The organism is Pseudonocardia aurantiaca (assembly GCF_039526725.1).
GTDB lineage: Bacteria > Actinomycetota > Actinomycetes > Mycobacteriales > Pseudonocardiaceae > Pseudonocardia > Pseudonocardia aurantiaca.
Genome location: NZ_BAAAJG010000029.1, coordinates 233,182 through 251,473, shown reverse-complemented (window position 1 = coordinate 251,473; position 18,292 = coordinate 233,182). Strand labels below are relative to the sequence as shown.

The window sequence follows — 18,292 nt, the reverse complement described above, 5'->3', positions numbered from 1 at the left end:
GAAACGCGGGACCTGGTGGTCACCTGGGTCGCGCGGACCGTCGACAAAGGCTGACCGCCGCCGTGAGCGCCGAACAGTGACCGACTCACCGCAGCGCCGGTGGCCGCCGCGGCCGCAGATCACGCCAGGAGGGTGCCAGGGGCCGGCTGGTACGGCTGGAAGAAGTCGTTGGCGCTCGCCCCGGCCAGGGTGAGCACCAGCGTCGGCACCGCCACACCGTCGATCTGCTCGCGGATGATGTCGGCATGCCCCGCGTGCCGGGCACACTCCTCGACCAGGTGCACCAGGTAGTAGCGAGCGTGAATCAGCCGGGCGTCGAAGATCCCGTGCCACGGCGCGGGAGGCGCCATGGTGTCGCCGGCCGGATCGGTCGCGGCGACCGTGGCCAGCAGCTGAGCCCGCACCCGGTCGAAGTCCTCGATGGTCCCGGCCACCGTCTCGCCATCGCGCACGGCGAAGCTATCGGTGAACGCGGCGTACGCCGCCGCATCGACCGGCTGCTCGGTGACTTCGGCTCTCAACCGCTCCAGCGCTCCTCGCATGACGTAGGCCGCGTGCTTGATGATGCCCCCGACCGACAGCGCACTCCGGCACGGCGTCTCGCGCGCCTGCTCCTCGGTCAGGCCGAACGCGGCGGCACGGATGGCCGTGAGCTGCTCGTCGATGTAGTTGACCAGGCCAGTGACCTCGTCGTGCTGGGCGGGTGCGTACATCGTGCGACCTCCGGGCTCCATGGTGGTGCTGTGGACACGACTCTGCCGACCATAACGGTCAGTTCCTGTCCGCTATCGGACAGTCCGACGCGCGGATGCCGAGACTCAGCCAGACGAACCGGCGACGACGACCAGCTTCGTGGCCAGGGCGTGCTTCACCCGGTAGCCGTCCATCGCAGCCTCGGTCCCGAGCGCGATGAGCAGGTGTGACTTGCCGGTGCCGGAGTCGCCGATCAGCCGCCCTTCGACACCGGGACGGCCGCCTCGATCGCCTGGTCCTCGGTTCGCCCGATTTGCCTAAGCCGTGCGGGCGACGGCGAAGATCCTCCGGAACGGGAACCAGGTCGTGCCGTCGGGACGCTGCGGGTAGGCCGCCCGCAGCCGCGGGGCCAGTTCCTCTCGGAAGGCGGCGTAGTCGTCGGCGGCGAGCGCGTCGCGCACGGGGCGCAGGGCGGTGGCGCTGATCCAGTCGAGCACCGGGTCGGTGCCGGTGAGCCGGTGCAGGTAGGTGGTCTCCCAGACGTCGACGTCCGCGCCGGTGCCCGACAACAGCTCGGCGTACTCGTCCGGCTCCGGCACGGACTTCTCCCCGCGCAGCTCCACGCTCCCCCGCCACCGCGGCTCGGCCAGCAGCTCGCGCACCAGCGCGTGTGACGGCGCGCCGAAGTTGCCCGGAACCTGCATCGCGAACCACGCCCCCCGCGGCAGCGCGCCCAGCCACCGCGGCAGCAGCTCGGGGTGCGTGGGGATCCATTGCAGCACCGCGTTGGTGACCACCACGTCGGTGTCCGGCGCGGGCATCCAGTCGACGACGTCGGCGCGCTGCGCGTCGACGCCCCGTTCGCGCGCGGCAGCGACCATCTCCGCCGACGAATCCAGCGCGTTCAGCTCGGCGCCGGGCCAGCGGGCCGCGAGCAGGCCGGTGAGGTTTCCCGGCCCGCAGCCCAGGTCGACGACCCGCCGCGGAGCCGTGGCGCCGATCCGCGCGACGAGGTCGTGGAACGGGCGTGCCCGGTGGTCGTCGAAACCCAGGTAAAGGGTCGGGTCCCAGCTCGTGCTGGTCATTCGCCGCCCAGCGTCCGGGCCACGTCACCCGCGACCTGGCGCACGACGGCCACGTCGGTGCCCGGGTCGGGACGCACCTGCAGCACTGTGCCGTCCCGGCCCGCGATCTTGCGCTGGACGAACCACGCGCCGCCGCCGGGCAGGTCACGATGGTGGCGGGACCTGATCGAGCCCTCCACCCGGGCGTGCACGGCCTCGGGCACCCGGCCGGGCTCGGCGAGCCGCAGCCGCTGTGGCGGGAGGTCGGCGAGCAGCACGACTCCGCCGACGTCCTCCCGCTCCTCGGCTTCCACCAGGGTGATCGCCCCGTTCTGCCACGACGCCTTGCTCACCAGGTGCCAGCCGAGCCTGCGGACGCCGTCGGCGGTGGGCAGCCAGATCCCGACCGACGTGACGACCAGGTGGCCGCCGCCCACGATCGCCGCTGTGGCGAGCACCCGCTCGTCGGCGTCGAGCTTCCCGGAGAAACCCGCCGGCAGCTCGTCGCGCCCCAGCAGCTTGCGCACCGCGACCAGGAGGTTCATGCCTCCGCCTTCTCCCGCAGTGCCTTGCCGTACTGCTCCAGCGGCACGAGGTCGCCGAACGCCTCCATGTAGGCGTCGAGCTCCTCCACAGGGTTGATGCGCTGCAGCCGGGCCTTCAGCTCCGCGACGTGCGCCTCCACCATCGCGAGCCGCACCCCCGCGATGATGCTCCCCACGTACCGGGCCTCGTCCGGGTTGCGCCGCGGGAGCTGCAGCGGCTCCACCGCGAGCTCGGTGACGAGCGACCGGATCTCCGTGGGGCACTCGGCGAGCACCGCCTCCACCCAGGCCTGCCCGCTCCGCCCACTGCACACCCCACCGGCGGCCTGCACCGCCCGGTGCACTGCGGCGAACGCGGGATGCGTGAACACCTGTCCGGGCAGCTCGTCGTAGCTCGGGCCGGCGATGGCCGGCACCTGCAGCGCCGCCTTGAGCGCCTCGCGCTGGCGGTGCAGCCGCGGCTCGTCCTTGGGCGGCACCGGGACCGTGGTGTCCCGCCTCGCGCCCCGGCCGCCCCGCACGGGCTCCGCGGGCGCGCCCGCCGACTCCCGCACACGGCGCACGACCATGGCGATGTCGTCCCAGCTGGTCCAGCCGGCGAGCCTGCGCGCGTACTCGTCGCGCAGGTCCTCCCGCTTGATCCGCGCCACCAGCGGCACGCACCGCTGCAGGGCGGCCACGCGGCCCTCCGCCGTGTCCAGGTTGTGGTCGCGCAGCATGGAGCGGATCGCGAACTCGAAGAGCGGCTCGCGCCGCGCCACCAGGTCGCGGACGGCGGTGTCGCCGTGGCTCTGGCGCAGCTCGCAGGGGTCCTTCCCGTCGGGGGCGATCGCCACGAACGTCTGGGCGGCGAAGCTCTGCTCGCCCTCGAACGCCTTGAGCGCCGCCGCCTGCCCGGCCGCGTCGCCGTCGAACGTGTAGATCACCTCGCCGAGGTCGAACGAGTCGTCGCCGATGAGCCGCCTGATGACGGCGATGTGCTCGGCGCCGAAGGCCGTGCCACAGGACGCCACGGCGGTGGGCACACCCGCCAGGTGCATCGCCATCACATCTGTGTAGCCCTCGACCACGACCACCTGGCGACGCTTGGCGATCTCGCGTTTGGCGAGGTCGAGCCCGAAGAGGACCTTCGTCTTGTGGTAGACGGGCGTGTCGGAGGTGTTGAGGTACTTGGCCTCGATGCCGTCGTCGTCGAACAACCGGCGCGCGCCGAACCCGACGACGTCGCCGCCGAGGTCCTTGATCGGCCACAGCAGCCGCCGGTGGAACCGGTCGATCGGGCCGCGGCGGCCCTCCTTCGTGAGCCCGGCCTTCATCAGTTCGTCGAGCGTGAAGCCGGCGGCGAGCAGGTGCTTGGTGAGAAGGTCCCAGCCTGCGGGCGCGTAGCCGCAGCCGAACGTCTGGGCCGCGACGACGTCGAACCCGCGGCTCGTGAGGAACTGGACGGCCGCGGCGCCCTCGGGCGTGCGCAGCTGCGCGGCGTAGAACTCCGCGGCGCGCTTGTTGGCCTCCAGCAGCCGGGACCGGGTGCCGCGGTCACGCTGCACCGAGCTGCCGCCGCCCTCGTAGGTGAGGCGGAGTCCGACGCGGTCGGCGAGCCGCTCCACGGCCTCGACGAACCCGACGTGCTCGATCTTCATGACGAACGCGACGGCGTCGCCGCCCTCACCGCAGCCGAAGCAGTGGAACGTGCCGTGGCTGGGCCGCACGTTGAACGACGGGCTCTTCTCGTCGTGGAAGGGGCAGAGGCCCTTCAGCGAACCGGCGCCTGCCCTGCGCAGCGCCACGTACTCGCCGATGACCTCGTCGATGCGGGTGCGGTCGCGGACCTCCGCGATGTCGCTGTCCCGGATCCGCCCCGCCACAGTGGGAAGTCTAGGCGCGCGGCGACCCGGCCCGCCCCGCCCGGCCCAGAACACGCGATGAGAGGTGCGAGGGACCGCGCTGGGTGGGCGCCCGCGCCCCCCGCACCCCGCCGACCCACCCGTGTGGCCGGTAGGAATCGATCAGCAGCGGCACCAGAGCCATGATCAACAAGACGGCTATCCCGGCGGAGGCACCGAGTATCGTCAGAACTTCCCCGACCACTCTCATAACTCCACTCTGCGTCGCGCTACCTGAACGCGCTTCAGGCTTAGGTGCGGATTTCCTGAAATCTCTCGGCAAGTCGGCCGAGGCGATGCCGTCCGCGGACGCACCGACGAGCCCGGTCGCGGGAGGACCGGGCTCATCGGTGGCGGGGGGCGGGTCAGGGATCGGGGCGGAGCTGTGCTCCGATCTCGCGTAGCCGGGGCGCGTGCTTGCGGGCGTGGTGCCCGCAGAACAGGAGCTCGCCTGCCGGGAGCAGAGCCCGGACGGCGGCGGCCGCCCGGCATCGGTCGCAGCGGTCCCGGTTGGTGAGGATCACGGAGGTCTGGGTGGCCATGACGTCACACCGCCGCGAGCACGGCCACGCCGGAGGCGGTGAGCCGGGCCGGTCCCCCGGCCGCACGGGCCTCGATCAGGCCTGCCGCGGCGAGCCGGTGGCCCGAGAACTGGTCGCTGAGGAACCGGCCGTCGACGACCAACGCGCCGCACGAGACCTTGCTGACCTCGCATCGGCCGGCGGCGACCGCGCGGAGAACAGCGCGATCACGGTGGTTGAGGGGGGCCTCGGCTGTGGTGCTCATCGTCGTTTCGCCTTCCGGTGCGGTGTGGTTCGGCGACCCTTGAAGGATCCGTCGCGGGCGGGTCGACCGGCCAGCCCGCTGTCCCCCCATGTCACTGGCCCCTACCCGCCGACCCCGGTGGGGGCTGCCCCCCACCCGACGGCCGCCGATCGCCGTGCCGTTCCCCACGAGAGGCGCGCAGGCACCCGCCCGTACGCCATGATCACCAGGTGCGGATCGGGTGGGGGCGGGCACTGCTCGCGGCCGTGGTCGTCGGGGTCGTCAGCGCCGGTTGCGCCGGCCTCCCCGTTCTCCCCGATCTCGTCGGCCCTCCACCGCAGCCGACGGGCGACGCCGCCACCGTCCTCGCCACGCTTCCGGTCAAGGGCCGTGCCCCGCGCACGGGGTACGAGCGGGAGCAGTTCGGCGAGAGCTGGCGCGACATCGACCGCAACGGCTGCGACCAGCGCAACGACGTGCTCGCCCGCGACCTGGCCCAGGTGGCGTTCCGCGAGGGCACCCGGTCGTGCGTCGTGCTCACCGGGATCCTGGAAGACCCGTACTCCGGCCACACCATCCCCTTCACGCGCGGCCGGGACACGAGCGACGACGTGCAGATCGACCACGTCGTGGCGCTGTCGAACGCGTGGCAGACCGGCGCACAGCAGCTCGACCCGGCCACCCGTGAGCGGTTCGCCAACGACCCGCTCAACCTGATGGCCACAGAGGGGGCGGTCAACCAGGCCAAGAGCGACGGCGACGCGGCCACCTGGCTGCCGCCCGCCCGGGGTTTCCGCTGCGCGTACGTGGCGCGGCAGGTGGCGGTCAAGGCGAAGTACACGCTGTGGGTGACGGCGGCCGAGCGGGACGCCATCGCGGGCGTGCTGTCGGGCTGCGACGGCGAGCCGCTGCCGCCCGACTCCGGTGTCGAGCCCGCGTAGCGTCTCCACTGTGGACACGGGGGTCGAGCTGTTCGAGCGTCACCGCACGCACCTGACGCAGGTCGGGTACCGCATCACCGGGAGCATCGCCGACGCCGAGGACGCAGTGCAGGAGGCGTGGCTGCGCCTCGCGGCGCTCGACGAGGAGGCCAGGGCAGCGATCCGGGACGACCGGGCCTGGCTCACCAAGGTCGTCGGGCGGCTGTGCCTCGACCGGCTGCGGTCGGCTGCGGCACGCCGCGAGCAGTACGTCGGCCCGTGGCTGCCGGAGCCGCTCGTCACCACCCCCGAGTCCGATGGGCCACTGGCCGCCGTCGTGCGCGACGAGGGCGTGCGGATGGCCGCCATGGTGGTGCTGGAGCGGCTGACGCCTCCGCAGCGTGTGGCGTTGGTGCTGCACGAGGCGCTCGAACTGCCCTACGCCCAGATCGGCGAGGTGCTCGGCTGCCCGGAGGCCACCGCCCGCCAGCATGCGGCCAGGGCCCGCAAGATCGTCGCCGACGCCGACCCGCCCCCGCGGGTGCCGCCCGCGGACCTGCAAGCCGTGCTTGCCCGGTTCGCCGAGGCCATGGCCCGCGCCGACGGCCCGGCCCTGCTCGAACTGCTGCACCCCGATGCCGTCTGGGTCACCGACTCCGACGGCCGCTCGCGCGCCGCGCGGCGCGCCGTGGTGGGCGCGGAGAAGGTCAGGCGCCTGCTGCTCGGCCTACTGGAGCGCTACGCGGGCGCGATCGCCGTCGGCTGGGAGCCCGTGCTCGTCAACGGCGACCCGGGCTTCCGCTTTCCCGCCTACGGCGAGCACGAGCCCGCGGGCGTCGCCGTGCTGGCCGTGCGCGACGGCCGGATCGAGGGCGCCTACCAGGTGGTCAACCCCGAGAAGCTGGCGCACCTCCCGGGCCGAGCCGCACCTTGCAGGCCGCGTCGAAGCCCTGCTCGGTGATCCCGAAGGCGTGGTTGCTGCGCGCCCGCATGTTCTCCAGCGCGACCTGCGTCGTCAGCTCGATGAGCCCGGTCCGGCCGAGCGCCTCCTCGAGCTCCGCGACCTGCCCGTCCGTGACGGTGGGCGGGGTGGCCGTCATCGCGTCCGCGTAGGCGATCACGAGCCGTTCCAGGGGCTCGTAGGCCGGGTGTGTGGCGTAGGAGTCGATGTGCTCCAGCCGCTCGATGTCCAGCCCATCGAGGCGCTGCAGCATCGTGCCGAAGTCCACGCACCACGAGCAGCCCACCACCGTCGCCGTGCGGAACACGGCCAGCTCGCGCAGCCGCGCCGGCAGCACCGTCGCCGCCTTCTCGTGCGCCGCCTCCGTGACGAGCTGGGCCCAGAACACCTTGCGGTGGTGGCGGGCCACCCCGAACGGCTCGGGCACGTCGCCGAACCGGCGCCGGGCGAACCGATACACGAGCCGTCCCAGCACCCCTGCTTCGTCCGCGGGCACCGCGGGAATCCGTGCCATGTTGTCCTCCTCGATTCGGACCGTCACCCCGGGGACGGGACCGCGGCCCGCGGCGTGACGGACCGAGACGCGCGCCACACCCATGGGCTGGGTGGAGCGGGGACACGCCGGAGGTCTCACGCGCCTGACGGGACATCGCCGACGCGCTCCGGTCGCACCGTCTTGTGGCGACCGTGGGGCGCTAGCCTGGCGGTCGTGGCCGACACGAGCACCGCAGCTGCACCAGGTCCGTCCCAGTCGAACGCGCTGCGGCAGCTCGGCGCGGCACTCCGGGAGTGGGCGCCCGCCGGCGTCGGTGTGGTGCGGGTCCTGGATCGCCACGGCTTCGGCACGGTCGAGAGCGGGCAGCTGCTCGCCGGCCGGATCGACGGCGCCCTCGCCGGGGGTCTCTACCGCGGCACCCTCGACCACGCTGCCGTCCCGCTCGTCGTCAGTGCCGTGGACACACCCGGCACCGCCGACGCCCACGTGCCGGAAGCCGCGGCGCTCGACGCCGGGCTCGCGTGCAGCGGTGGCGCGACCCTGCTGGGCCACCCGCTACCCGCCCGACCGGCCGCCGCGCTGGGCGAGGCGCTGGAGCAGGGTGTGCCCGCCGCGCTCGTGTCCACCACGGCGGGCCGGGGCGCGCTGGTGCTCACCGGGCCCGAGCTCGAGTCGGCGCACGGCGGGCTGGGCACCTCCGAGCTGGACGAGGCGGCCTCCGACGCCGCCCGCCGGCTGTTGCGCCGCGGGGCCACGGCCACCGAGCGGATCGACGTCGAGGGCGGCGAGCTGCTGCTGGACCTGTGGGTGCCGGTGCCGTCGGTGCTGGTGGCCGGAGCGGGCGCGATCGGCGCCGCGCTCGTCGCCCAGGCCGGGCTGCTCGGCTGGACCGCCCGCACGGAGACCGAGCCGGAGCCGGTCCGGGCGGCCGTCGCCGCCTTCACCGACGCCGACGTGCTTGTGCTGCTCGACCACGCCCCGGCCTTCGACGTCGTGCTCGCCGAAGGCCTCCGCCGCGGGCGCGGCTTCATCGGCGCCCTCGGCTCGCGGCGCACCCAGAGCGCGCGCCGAGAGCGGCTGCTCGCCGCAGGCGTCACCGAGGACGAACTGGCCCGGCTGCGCGGCCCCGTCGGCCTCGACCTGGGCGCCCGTACCCCCGCCGAGACCGCGGTGTCGATCGTGGCGCAGGTGGTCGCGGCCCGTTCCGGACGCGCAGGCACCGCGCTCGCCGCCGCGGAAGGCCGGATCGGCGGATGACCGCCCGGAACGGCCCGGCGCGCCGGGAGGCGGTGCGCTCCCTCCCCGGGGACGAGTGGGCCGCGCCCGGCGACCCGCCGACAGTTCCGCTGTGGAGCGAGCCCCCGCCCGCCGCTGCGCCACGACGCCGCCGTCGCGGGTGGCTCGTCCGGGTGATCGTGGGTGGGCTCCTGGTCGGGGCGCTGGTGCTGGGCGGCACGGCCTTCAGCGTCTGGCAGGTCGCCCGCATCGACGACCGCAGGCCGGTCGACGCGGTCGTCGTGCTCGGTGCGGCCCAGTACGACGGCGTGCCCAGCTCGATCTTCGCCTCCCGGTTGCGGCACGCCCAGGCGCTCTACGAGCAAGGCGTCGCGCCGTTGATCGTCACCACCGGAGGCGGGCGCACCGGTGACGTCTACACCGAGGCCGAGGCGGGCCGCCGGTACCTGATGGACCGGGGCGTGCCGGCCGACCGGGTTGTGGCCGTGGCGGTGGGCTCGGACACCCTGGGCAGCCTCCAGGCGGTCGCCGCCCGCGCGAACCAGGACGGCTGGCAGAGCGCGCTCGTCGTCAGCGACCCGTGGCACTCGCTGCGCGCCCGCACGATGGCCCGCGACACCGGGCTCTACGCGTGGACCTCCCCCACCCGAAGCGGACCCGTCGTCCAGACCCGCGAGACGCAGCTGCGCTACATCGTCCGCGAGACCGCCGCGCTGCTGTACTACCGGCTCACCCATGCGTCGGTGGACACCGAGACTACGGGGCTCGGCTGAGGTGCACCCCGGATACTCCGAACACGACCGGGAGCGGCTGGCCCCGGAGCCGCCCAAGAGCGCCACCCGCAGCGAACGGCGCAGCCCGTTCTCCCGCGACCGGGCGCGCGTGCTGCACTCGGCGGCTCTGCGCAGGCTCGCCGGCAAGACCCAGGTCGTCGGGCCCGGTGAGGGCGCGGAAGTCAGCGGCGTGCCACGAACCCGCCTCACGCACTCGCTCGAGGTGGCACAGATCGGCCGTGGCATGGGCGAGGACCTGGGCTGCGATCCGGACATCGTCGACACCGCCGGGCTCGCCCACGACATCGGGCACCCGCCGTTCGGGCACAACGGTGAGCGGGCGCTCGACGAGATCGGCGTGGCGTGCGGCGGGTTCGAGGGCAACGCGCAGACGCTGCGCATCCTGACACGCCTCGAACCGAAGATCGGCGGCGTGGGGCTCAACCTCACCCGCGCCTCGCTCGACGCGTCCTGCAAGTACCCGTGGGTCCGCAGGCCCGGCGACCGCAAGTACGGGGCGTACGCCGAGGACGGGGCCGTCTTCTCCTGGCTGCGTGACGGGGCGCCGCCCGAACGGCGCTGCATCGAAGCGCAGGTCATGGACTGGGCCGACGACGTCGCGTACTCGGTGCACGACGTGGAGGACGGCATCCTCGCCGGCCGCATCGACCTCGCCGCGCTCGGCTCACCGGCGGAGGGCGACGCGCTGGTGGCACTCGCGGCGAAGCACTTCGGCGCCGACCCCGAGGCGCTCACGAAGGCCGGGAAGGAGCTGCTCGCCCTGCCCGTCGTGGACGCCGTGCGCGGCTTCTCGCCCACCGAAGCGCCCGCGTCCGCGCACGCGGCACTGAAGCGGCTCACGAGCGAGCTCGTCGGCCGGTTCGTGGACGCCGCGACCGAAGCCACCCGGGCCGTCCACGGGCCGGGCCCGCTGCTGCGATATGCGGCCGACCTCGCGGTGCCGGACGCGGCGGCCGCCGAGGTGGCCCTGCTCAAGGCCGTGGCGCTGCGGTACGTGATGAGCGACCCCGGCCGAATCGCGATGCAGGCCAGTCAGCGCGAGCTGCTCGCCGAGCTGGCCACGGCGCTGCTCGCCGCGGCGCCCGACGTGCTCGATCCCGTGTTCGTCGAGGACTGGGAGGCGGCCCCCGACGACCGCGCCCGGTTGCGGGTGGTGCTGGACCAGGTCGCGATCCTCACCGACCAGCAGGCGGTAGCCCGGCACGCCGCGCTAGGAGCGCGCTGACCCCGACCCGTATCCGGGATCTCCCCGAGGCCCGGCCGGGCGATTCGCGCCATCCTGGGTGAATGCGCACCGTGGGGAACCTGCTGTGGTTCGTCCTCGTCGGCTGGTGGCTCGCCCTCGCCTACGCCGTGGCCGGCCTGCTCGCCTGCCTCCTGATCGTCACCATCCCGTTCGGCATCGCGTCGTTCCGGCTCGCCGGCTACGCGTTGTGGCCGTTCGGCAGGCGGGTGGTGGTGCGCCGGAGCGCAGGTGCGGCGTCCGCGATCGGCAACGTCCTGTGGATCCTGCTGTTCGGGTGGGAGCTGGCACTCCTGCACCTCGTGGCGGGGCTGCTGCTGATGGTGACGATCATCGGGATCCCGTTCGGGATCGCGTCGATCAAGCTCGCCGTGCTGGCGCTGGTGCCGCTCGGCACGCAGGTGGTGGACGCCCACGACAACTGGGCCACCCCGCACTACGGCCGCGAGCCCGCCTACCGTTGACGATCAGAGCCAGCCACGCTCATCGGCGAGCCGCACCGCCTCGGCCCGGGTGCGGGCGGAGGTCTTCCCGATCGCCGACGAGAGGTGGTTACGGACCGTGCCCTCCGACAGCTGCAGCCGCGCGGCCACGTCCGCCACGGTGGCCCCGTCGGCCGCGGCCAGCAGGACGTCACGCTCCCGGTCGGTCAGTGGGCTCGTGCCGGTGGAGAGCGACTCAGCGGCGAGCACCGGGTCGACGACCCGGAGCCCGGCGTGCGAGCGGCGCACCGCGTCGGCGAGCTGCTCGGGTGGCGCGTCCTTGACCAGGAACCCACTCGCCCCGGCGCCGCATGGCGCGCGCCAGGTAACCCGGCCTGCCGAAGGTCGTGAGCATCAGCACGCGGCACGCAGGAAGCGCCTCGTGCAGTGCCGCGGCAGCGTCGAGGCCGTCACCGCCGGGCATCTGGACGTCCAGGAGGGCGACGTCCGGGACCGTGCGCAGCGCTGCGGGCACCACCTCGGCACCCGACCCGACCTGGGCGACCACCTCGATGTCGGTCTCCAGGCCGAGCATCGCGGCCAGTGCGCCCCCGACGAGGGCCTGGTCGTCGGCGAGCAGGTCCCGGATCATGCGAGTTCCGGGCGGCGGTCCCGGGCGGCGCGCGGGAGGCACTCCGCCAGCAGCCGATAGCCGCCGTCAGGCATCGGGCCCGCGACGACCCGGCCGCCGACGGCGGCGAGCCGCTCCCCGAGCCCGCTGATGCCGTGCCCGGCAGGAACCCCGCCGGGCTCCCGACGCCGTCATCGACGACCTCGACCGACGTCGGCGTGAGGCGCACGGTGCACCGGCTCGCCCCGCTGTGCCGGATCGTGTTGGTGACGCCCTCGCGCACGACGTGCGCGAAGGCCTGCTGCCGATCGGCCGGCACGTCGTCGACCGCGCCGGGCAGCTCGGCGGCGATCCCGGCCGCCCGCAGCGCCTCCCTGGCCCCCGCCAGCTCGCGCCCCAGCGAGGCCACGCGGTTCGCCGACACCGTGGACCCGCACCTCCGCGAGCGCCTGCCGCCCGAGCCGTTCCATGTCGACCGGCGCGATGGTCAGGTCGATGCCGTCGACGGCGCGGACGGTGCCGTAGCTACGGCGCAGGCCGCTCAGCGCGACCGCCGCGCCCGCCGTCACGACGGGCGGGGCCAGGGGTCTCGCGGGAGTGCTCCTCGTCATGCCACGACAATCGCGCCGCCGGCCGCGCCGGGCCCGGATCGCGCGTCACGTCCTCGGGGTGACGGATGTCAGGGGTGCCGGACGAGGCTGAGAAAACGGGGTAATACCGGTTATACTCGACCGCATGAAGATTGCTGTCTCCGTACCCGATGAACTGTTCGAACGGGCCGACGAGCTGGCGGGCCGGTTGGGCGTCTCCCGCTCCCAGGTCTATGCGCGTGCCTTGGAGGAGTACCTGGCGTCGCACGACGACGAGAACGACCCCGTCACAGCCAAGCTGAACGAGCTGGCCGCGCAGTTCGAGCCCGCGCTCACCCCCGCGGCCGCACGACAGCTCGTCGACTCAGGCCAGTGGGAGTGGTGAAGCGCGGCGAGATCTGGTGGGTCGACTTCGGCGAGCCGCAGGGGTCCGAACCCGGCTACCGCCGCCCCGCCGTCGTCGTCTCCTCCGACCGGTTCAACCGCTCCCGGATCAGGACCGTCGTCGTCGCAGCCGTGACCTCCAACGTCACCCTCGCGGCCGCCCCGGGCAACATCGCACTCTCCCCCGACGAGACCGGCCTCGACCGCCCGTCCGTGGTGAACGTCAGCCAGCTCGCATGCGTCGACCGCGGCATGCTCGTGCGGCAGGCGGGATCGCTACCCACCGCGCAGCGCTACGCCCTCGACGCCGGCCTGCGCCTCGCGCTGGCCCTCTGACCCCCGTCGAGCTGCCTCAGGCGCCGATCAGGCGGGCCGCCAGGTAACCCTCGACCTGGTCCAGCGCCACCCGCTCCTGCGCCATCGAGTCGCGCTCGCGGATCGTGACGGCCTGGTCGGTGAGCGTGTCGAAGTCGACCGTGATGCAGAACGGCGTACCGATCTCGTCCTGGCGGCGGTAGCGGCGGCCGATCGCCCCGGCGTCGTCGAACTCGACGTTCCAGTACTTGCGCAGCTGGGCGGCGAGGTCACGAGCCTTCGGCGAGAGGTCGGCGTTGCGCGAGAGCGGCAGCACCGCGGCCTTGACGGGCGCGAGCCGCCGGTCCAGCCGCAGCACCACGCGCTTGTCCACACCGCCCTTGGCGTTGGGCGCCTCGTCCTCCGTGTAGGCCTCGACGAGGAACGCCATCATCGAGCGCCCCACGCCCGCCGCCGGCTCGATGACGTAAGGCCGATAGCGGGTGTCGGTGGCCTGGTCGTAGAACGACAGGTCCACACCCGAGTGGTTGGAGTGCGTGGTGAGGTCGAAGTCGGTGCGGTTGGCGATGCCCTCCAGCTCGCCCCACTCCTGCCCGGTGAAGCCGAACCGGTACTCGATGTCGACGGTGCGCTTCGAGTAATGGGAGAGCTTCTCCTTCGGGTGCTCGTAGTGCCGCAGGTTCTCCCGCGAGATGCCCAGGTCGACGTACCAGTTGGTGCGCTCGTCGATCCAGTACTGGTGCAGCTCCTCGTCGGTGCCCGGCTCGACGAAGTACTCCATCTCCATCTGCTCGAACTCGCGCGTGCGGAAGATGAAGTTGCCCGGCGTGATCTCGTTGCGGAAGCTCTTGCCCATCTGGCCGATGCCGAACGGCGGCTTCTTCCGCGACGTGGTCTGCACGTTGAGGAAGTTGACGAAGATGCCCTGCGCCGTCTCCGGCCGCAGGTAATGCAGGCCCTCCTCGGACTCCACCGGGCCGAGGTAGGTCTTGAGCATCATGTTGAAGTCGCGCGGCTCGGTGTACTGGCCGCGCGTGCCGCAGTTGGGGCAGGGCACGTCGGACAGGTCGTCCTCCGCGACCTCCTTGCCCGTGCGCTCGCTGTACTCCTCGGCCAGCTGGTCGGCCCGGAAACGGCGGTGGCAGCTCAGACACTCGACCAGCGGGTCGGTGAAGACGCCGACGTGCCCGGACGCCACCCACACCTGCCGGGGCAGGATCACCGAGCTGTCGAGCCCCACAACGTCCTCGCGCCCGGTGACGATGTTCCGCCACCACTGCCGCTTGATGTTCTCCTTGAGCTCGACGCCCAGGGGCCCGTAGTCCCACGCCGACCGCGTACCGCCGTAGATCTCCCCTGACGCGAAGACGAATCCGCGGCGCTTGGCGAGCGCGACGATGGTATCGATCTTGGCGGAAGAGGACTTGCTGGCCACAGCGACTCCAGGACGACGGAAGGTGAGACTCCAGGGTAGCGATCGCGCGCGAGCCGGTTGCCCGCGCCCGCTGCGGGCCGCGGGCGCCCAGGCTCTGCACACATATACGCGTCCACCCACTCGCCGGCGGGCCTCGACATGCACACGAGAGTGTTCGATTTTGCCTGAGCAGCTCTTACGTCCATCTCACGACGGTGGCCGGTGCGTAGATGTGTGCAGAGCCTGGAGGGGGCGAGACGCCCGCGCCCGGACCGCCCCAGGCTCTGCACACACATACGCGTCCACCCACCACCCACCAGCCACGAGATCCACACCAGAGCTAATCGATCTTGCCTGAGCAGCTCTCATGTCCATCTCACAGTGGCGGCCGGTGCGTGGATGTGTGCAGAGCCTGGAGATGCGCCCGCCCGCCGCCGGCCACCACTCGGGCGCTGGGTGTCGGGGGCGTCTGGGAGCCTTCCCCCGTGTCCCGCCGCATCCCCGTCGCCGAGCGCCGCGCCCGGCTCGCCGTCCGCCACCGGCTCACGGCCACCGGGCACACCGACGACGTCGTGGCCATCGCCGACGACCTCGCCGGCCTCCACTCCACCGACCCCGTCACCGTCCACCTCTCGGTCGCGGCGCGCATGCGCAACCCGCGGCTCCCGGCCGTGGAGGAGGCGCTCTACGAGGAGCGCAGCCTGGTGCGCCACCACGCGATGCGGCGAACGCTCTGGGTGTTCGGCCATGAGCTGGCGCGGGCGGCGCACCACTCGTCCACCGTCACGCTCCTCGCCCGGCAGCGCGCCATGCTGCTCGACGCCGTGGCCGGGGCCGGGCTCGGCCCCGATCCCGAGCGCTGGGTCGCCGCTGCGTCGGGGGAGATCCTCACGGTGCTCTCCGGCAAGGGCCTGCAGAGCGCACGCGAGCTGGGCAAGCTCGTGCCGCACCTCGCCGTTCCGCTCACCATCGGCACCGGCCGCAACGCAGCAGTGCAGGCCGCGCACACCCGGGTGCTGCTTGTGCTCGGCTTCGAGGGGCGGGTGCTGCGGGCCCGTCCGACCGGCACGTGGATCAACGGGCAGTACCGCTGGGCCGCCACGCACGACTGGCTCCCCGCGTTCAGCGAGCCGCTCGACCCGCGAGCGGCCGCCGCCATTCTCGCCACGAGCTGGCTGCGCGCGTTCGGGCCGGGCACGCAGGCCGACCTGCAGTGGTGGGCCGGCTGGACGGTCGCCACCACCAAACGAGCGCTCGCCGACGTCGGCGCGGTCGAGGTCGAGCTCGACGAGGGGCCCGGCTTCGTCCTTCCCGACGACGTCGACCCCGTCCCACCCGCCGAGCCGTTCGTGGCGCTGCTGCCGGGCCTGGACCCCTCGACGATGGGCTGGAAGCAGCGTGGGTTCCACCTCGACCCCGCCCACGTGCCCGTCCTGTTCGACCGCAACGGCAACGGCGGCCCCACCGTGTGGGTCGACGGCCGGATGGTCGGGGGCTGGGTGCAGCGCGCCGACGGCACCATCGCCCTCCGGCTGCTGGAGGACGTCGGTGCGGAGCGGCGCGCGGAGATCGAGGCCGCCGCCCATCGGCTGGAGGAGCTGATCGGCGACGTCCGCTTCTCGGTGCGCTTCCCCGCTCCCCTACAGACCGAGCTGCGGGCTTGAGCCAAGCGCCTGATCAGGCGAGCAGGCTGGGGTGCTCGGTGGCCACCGCGTCCACTGCGCTCACGAGCGTCTCGTACGTGGCGGGCTCGTCGGCGAGCGCCTCGGAGAGCAGCGGCACCACGTGTTCACGCACCGGGAACGGCGAGAGCGCCCGCCGGTAGGCGTCCACCGACGTGAACCGCACGGCGAGCACCCAGCGCTCCGGCTCGTCCACGGACCGGCCGAACTCGCCGCCGAGGCAGCCCTCGGCGGCGGTCAGCAGCTCCAGCGCGCGACAGGCCCTGGCGAGGAGCTCCGAGGCGTCCTCCGGCGTCGCGGCGAACCGGCAGACCAGCAACATCGCATCAGCATCGCAGCACACGCCTACGATGGACGGTGCGGCCCACACGCACACTGATCACCGGGGGCGCGGCCGCCGCTTCCGGGGATGGGACACCGATGTCGATCGTCGCAGGTGCCGGCCCCGCGGACACGTCCGTGGGCGACAGGACGGCCACGGCGCACGGCACCGCTCCTGCGCCCGTCCGCACCCCGCGCACGCTCGCAGCCGCAGGCGACCTGCTGCGCGCGCTCGCCGCCCCCGTCCGCATCGCCATCGTGCTGCAGCTGCTGGAGTCCGACCGCTGCGTGCACGACCTCGTCGACGCGCTCGGAGTCGCGCAGCCGCTGATCAGCCAGCACCTGCGCGTGCTCAAGTCGGCTGGAGTGGTGCGGGGTGATCGCCGCGGCCGGGAAGTGGTCTACTCCCTGGTCGACGACCACCTGGCGCACATCGTCGTGGACGCCGTGGCGCACGCCGAGGAGAGCCGATGACCACCAGCAACGGGCAGGCACCCACCACCCGCGCCGTGCGTGCCACCCGGCAGCGGGCCGCGGTGTCGGCGCTGCTGGACCGGCTCGACGACTTCCGCTCCGCGCAGGAGATCCACGAGGAGCTGCGCCGGGCCGGGGAGGGCATCGGGCTCACCACCGTCTACCGCACGCTGCAGACCCTCGCCGACAGCGGCGAGGTCGACGTGCTCCGCACCGGCTCCGGCGAGGCCGTGTACCGCCGCTGCGCCACGGCCGACCACCATCACCACCTCGTGTGCCGGCGCTGCGGCCACACCGTGGAGATCGAAGGCCCGGCCGTCGAGACGTGGGCACAGCGGGTGGCCGAGACACACGGCTTCGTCGAGCTGAGCCACACGGCCGAGATCTTCGGCCTGTGCAAGGGCTGCGGCATCCGCTGAGCCGCCCGTCTCAGAACGACACATCCGGTGGCCCCGGTCACCGCTAGCCTCCGCCGAGTGAGCGAAGCTGCGAACGGGGCCGTGACCACGCCGAGCGCCGTCCGCAGGCTGGACGGCAGCGAGGTCGACCACCTGGCCGCACTCGCCGCGGTCTTCGAGGACCTGCAGTACGTGCTGCGCTGCTGCGAGCACCTCGTGGCCGCTCTCGCCCGCCCGGAGCCCGACTCGGCGATGGTCGAGGCGCTGTGGACCGGCGCTTTGGTCGGCTACGCCCGCTGCTTCTCGGGGCGGGCCGGGGTGCTCACCGACGACGACCTGGGGAAGCTCGAGCTCGACGGCGACGTCCGCGAGTTCCACGGCATGGTCAAGAAGCTTCGCGACCACTATGCCTCGCGCCACGTGAACCCGCGTGAGTCCTTCACGATCGGCGCCGCGCAGGCCAACGACGGCACGCCGACCGGCGTCGCCGTGGTCTCGGCGCCGCGCCCGCTGGTGGACGACACCACCGTCCGGCTGCTCGGCCGAGTCGCCTACGCGCTGAGCGGGCTGCTCGACGCACGGATGCAGGAGACCCAGGCGCGGGTGCTCGCGGCCGCCGGGAGCCTCTCTCCGGCGCAGCTCAGCAAGCTGCCGCTCGTGCACCTGGCCTGACCGGGTCTCACTCCTCCGTCAGCTCGGCCCGCATGCTCGACGCGCTGCTCACCACCAGCATCAGCAGCGTCCCCATGGCCTTCTCGTCGAGGCCGGCGGCGGGGAACGCGTAGCGCAGCGTCACGTCCCATCCGTTCGCGCCGCGGATAACCCGCGGTGTGCCGAACAAGCCCTCGCCTGCGCCGAGCGCCACGCGCTGCGGGACGTCGGACTCGGCCGCGAGGTCCCACGCCACGACGCAGGTGAGGTTCAGGACCGGCAGGCCCTCCTCCAGTTCCAGACCCTGCAGCGCGCACACCACGCCGCCGTGGGCGAACGTGAGCGCGCCGTCGTCGTCGACGGTGACGTCGTGGTAGCGCTCGAGCGCCACCTTGGCGACGTCGAGCATC

23 protein-coding genes and 1 pseudogene are annotated in these 18,292 nt (G+C 73.1%); 12 read left to right on the top strand and 12 right to left on the bottom strand.

Annotated elements, in window-relative coordinates; translation table 11 throughout:
- Positions 1–119: 119 nt before the first annotated feature.
- From ABD143_RS36985 to ABD143_RS36955, 7 genes are all read right to left on the bottom strand, one after another.
- Positions 120–713, bottom strand: a complete 594-nt coding sequence (locus ABD143_RS36985) for a DinB family protein (protein WP_343988119.1) — start codon at positions 711–713, stop codon at positions 120–122.
- Between the two features lie 105 nt (positions 714–818).
- Positions 819–947, bottom strand: coding sequence for an ATP-binding protein (locus ABD143_RS36980; protein ID WP_343988574.1), 129 nt, complete (start codon positions 945–947; stop codon positions 819–821).
- Positions 948–1,010: 63 nt separating this feature from the next.
- Positions 1,011–1,778 carry a trans-aconitate 2-methyltransferase gene (locus ABD143_RS36975; protein ID WP_343988116.1) on the bottom strand — a complete coding sequence of 256 codons (768 nt, stop codon included), beginning with the start codon at positions 1,776–1,778 and terminating at the stop codon, positions 1,011–1,013.
- Positions 1,775–2,302 (bottom strand): hypothetical protein, encoded by a 528-nt coding sequence (locus ABD143_RS36970; RefSeq protein ID WP_343988113.1) that lies wholly within the window; start codon positions 2,300–2,302, stop codon positions 1,775–1,777. The genes ABD143_RS36975 and ABD143_RS36970 overlap by 4 nt, the downstream gene beginning before the upstream one ends.
- Entirely contained in the window at positions 2,299–4,167 is a 1,869-nt protein-coding gene (dnaG, locus tag ABD143_RS36965) for a DNA primase (RefSeq protein ID WP_343988110.1), read from the bottom strand. The genes ABD143_RS36970 and dnaG overlap by 4 nt, the downstream gene beginning before the upstream one ends.
- Positions 4,168–4,550: 383 nt before the next feature.
- Entirely contained in the window at positions 4,551–4,727 is a 177-nt protein-coding gene (locus tag ABD143_RS36960; protein ID WP_343988107.1) for a DUF7455 domain-containing protein, read from the bottom strand.
- Between the two features lie 4 nt (positions 4,728–4,731).
- Positions 4,732–4,971 carry a hypothetical protein gene (locus tag ABD143_RS36955; RefSeq protein ID WP_343988104.1) on the bottom strand — a complete coding sequence of 80 codons (240 nt, stop codon included), beginning with the start codon at positions 4,969–4,971 and terminating at the stop codon, positions 4,732–4,734.
- A 209-nt stretch (positions 4,972–5,180) separates the two neighbouring features.
- Here ABD143_RS36955 and ABD143_RS36950 point away from each other — a divergent pair, with 209 nt between their 5' ends.
- The gene (locus ABD143_RS36950; protein ID WP_343988101.1) at positions 5,181–5,891 is read left to right on the top strand and encodes an HNH endonuclease family protein; all 711 of its coding nucleotides are present in this window, start codon (positions 5,181–5,183) and stop codon (positions 5,889–5,891) included.
- Between the two features lie 10 nt (positions 5,892–5,901).
- Positions 5,902–6,831: an RNA polymerase sigma factor SigJ gene (gene sigJ, locus ABD143_RS36945; protein ID WP_343988099.1), complete on the top strand. Its 930-nt coding sequence runs from the start codon at positions 5,902–5,904 to the stop codon at positions 6,829–6,831.
- Here sigJ and ABD143_RS36940 read toward each other — a convergent pair.
- Positions 6,758–7,345 carry a carboxymuconolactone decarboxylase family protein gene (locus tag ABD143_RS36940; RefSeq protein WP_343988096.1) on the bottom strand — a complete coding sequence of 196 codons (588 nt, stop codon included), beginning with the start codon at positions 7,343–7,345 and terminating at the stop codon, positions 6,758–6,760. The two genes, sigJ and ABD143_RS36940, sit on opposite strands and share 74 nt — an antisense overlap.
- Before the next feature lie 195 nt (positions 7,346–7,540).
- Between ABD143_RS36940 and ABD143_RS36935 the strand changes: the two genes are divergently transcribed.
- The 4 genes from ABD143_RS36935 (at position 7,541) to ABD143_RS36920 (ending at position 11,064) form a co-directional block, all read left to right on the top strand.
- Positions 7,541–8,584, top strand: a complete 1,044-nt coding sequence (locus ABD143_RS36935) for an XdhC family protein (protein ID WP_343988094.1) — start codon at positions 7,541–7,543, stop codon at positions 8,582–8,584.
- A complete protein-coding gene (locus ABD143_RS36930) occupies positions 8,581–9,336 on the top strand; it encodes a YdcF family protein (protein ID WP_343988092.1) in 756 nt (251 codons plus the stop codon). Before ABD143_RS36935 ends, ABD143_RS36930 begins: the two co-directional genes overlap by 4 nt.
- A 1-nt stretch (position 9,337) precedes the next feature.
- The gene (locus ABD143_RS36925) at positions 9,338–10,582 is read left to right on the top strand and encodes a deoxyguanosinetriphosphate triphosphohydrolase (RefSeq protein ID WP_343988090.1); all 1,245 of its coding nucleotides are present in this window, start codon (positions 9,338–9,340) and stop codon (positions 10,580–10,582) included.
- 62 nt (positions 10,583–10,644) lie between these two features.
- Positions 10,645–11,064, top strand: coding sequence for a YccF domain-containing protein (locus ABD143_RS36920; RefSeq protein ID WP_343988087.1), 420 nt, complete (start codon positions 10,645–10,647; stop codon positions 11,062–11,064).
- Positions 11,065–11,067: 3 nt separating this feature from the next.
- Here ABD143_RS36920 and ABD143_RS36915 read toward each other — a convergent pair.
- Positions 11,068–11,674, bottom strand: a pseudogene (locus ABD143_RS36915) (response regulator).
- Between the two features lie 714 nt (positions 11,675–12,388).
- On the opposite strand from ABD143_RS36915, the gene ABD143_RS36910 reads away from it, so the two are divergent.
- Together ABD143_RS36910 and ABD143_RS36905 are read left to right on the top strand one after the other, a co-directional pair.
- Positions 12,389–12,628 carry a CopG family ribbon-helix-helix protein gene (locus ABD143_RS36910; RefSeq protein WP_343988085.1) on the top strand — a complete coding sequence of 80 codons (240 nt, stop codon included), beginning with the start codon at positions 12,389–12,391 and terminating at the stop codon, positions 12,626–12,628.
- Positions 12,616–12,963 carry a type II toxin-antitoxin system PemK/MazF family toxin gene (locus ABD143_RS36905; protein ID WP_343988082.1) on the top strand — a complete coding sequence of 116 codons (348 nt, stop codon included), beginning with the start codon at positions 12,616–12,618 and terminating at the stop codon, positions 12,961–12,963. Before ABD143_RS36910 ends, ABD143_RS36905 begins: the two co-directional genes overlap by 13 nt.
- A gap of 16 nt (positions 12,964–12,979) precedes the next feature.
- Here the strand turns inward: ABD143_RS36905 and ABD143_RS36900 are convergent, their stop codons facing one another.
- On the bottom strand, positions 12,980–14,377 hold the full coding sequence (locus tag ABD143_RS36900; RefSeq protein ID WP_343988079.1) for a glycine--tRNA ligase: 1,398 nt from the start codon (positions 14,375–14,377) through the stop codon (positions 12,980–12,982).
- 464 nt (positions 14,378–14,841) lie between these two features.
- On the opposite strand from ABD143_RS36900, the gene ABD143_RS36895 reads away from it, so the two are divergent.
- Positions 14,842–16,020 carry a winged helix DNA-binding domain-containing protein gene (locus ABD143_RS36895; protein ID WP_343988077.1) on the top strand — a complete coding sequence of 393 codons (1,179 nt, stop codon included), beginning with the start codon at positions 14,842–14,844 and terminating at the stop codon, positions 16,018–16,020.
- Positions 16,021–16,033: 13 nt separating this feature from the next.
- Here ABD143_RS36895 and ABD143_RS36890 read toward each other — a convergent pair whose 3' ends face one another.
- Positions 16,034–16,360, bottom strand: coding sequence for an antibiotic biosynthesis monooxygenase family protein (locus ABD143_RS36890; protein ID WP_343988074.1), 327 nt, complete (start codon positions 16,358–16,360; stop codon positions 16,034–16,036).
- 98 nt (positions 16,361–16,458) lie between these two features.
- Here ABD143_RS36890 and ABD143_RS36885 point away from each other — a divergent pair, with 98 nt between their 5' ends.
- From ABD143_RS36885 to ABD143_RS36875, 3 genes are read left to right on the top strand one after another with little or no spacing between them, the layout of a single operon-like run.
- On the top strand, positions 16,459–16,833 hold the full coding sequence (locus ABD143_RS36885) for an ArsR/SmtB family transcription factor (protein ID WP_343988071.1): 375 nt from the start codon (positions 16,459–16,461) through the stop codon (positions 16,831–16,833).
- On the top strand, positions 16,830–17,252 hold the full coding sequence (locus ABD143_RS36880; RefSeq protein ID WP_343988068.1) for a Fur family transcriptional regulator: 423 nt from the start codon (positions 16,830–16,832) through the stop codon (positions 17,250–17,252). Before ABD143_RS36885 ends, ABD143_RS36880 begins: the two co-directional genes overlap by 4 nt.
- A gap of 57 nt (positions 17,253–17,309) precedes the next feature.
- On the top strand, positions 17,310–17,903 hold the full coding sequence (locus tag ABD143_RS36875) for a hypothetical protein (RefSeq protein WP_343988064.1): 594 nt from the start codon (positions 17,310–17,312) through the stop codon (positions 17,901–17,903).
- A 7-nt stretch (positions 17,904–17,910) separates the two neighbouring features.
- Here ABD143_RS36875 and ABD143_RS36870 read toward each other — a convergent pair whose 3' ends face one another.
- Positions 17,911–18,291 (bottom strand): hypothetical protein, encoded by a 381-nt coding sequence (locus tag ABD143_RS36870; protein WP_343988571.1) that lies wholly within the window; start codon positions 18,289–18,291, stop codon positions 17,911–17,913.
- Between the last annotated feature and the right edge of the window lies 1 nt (position 18,292).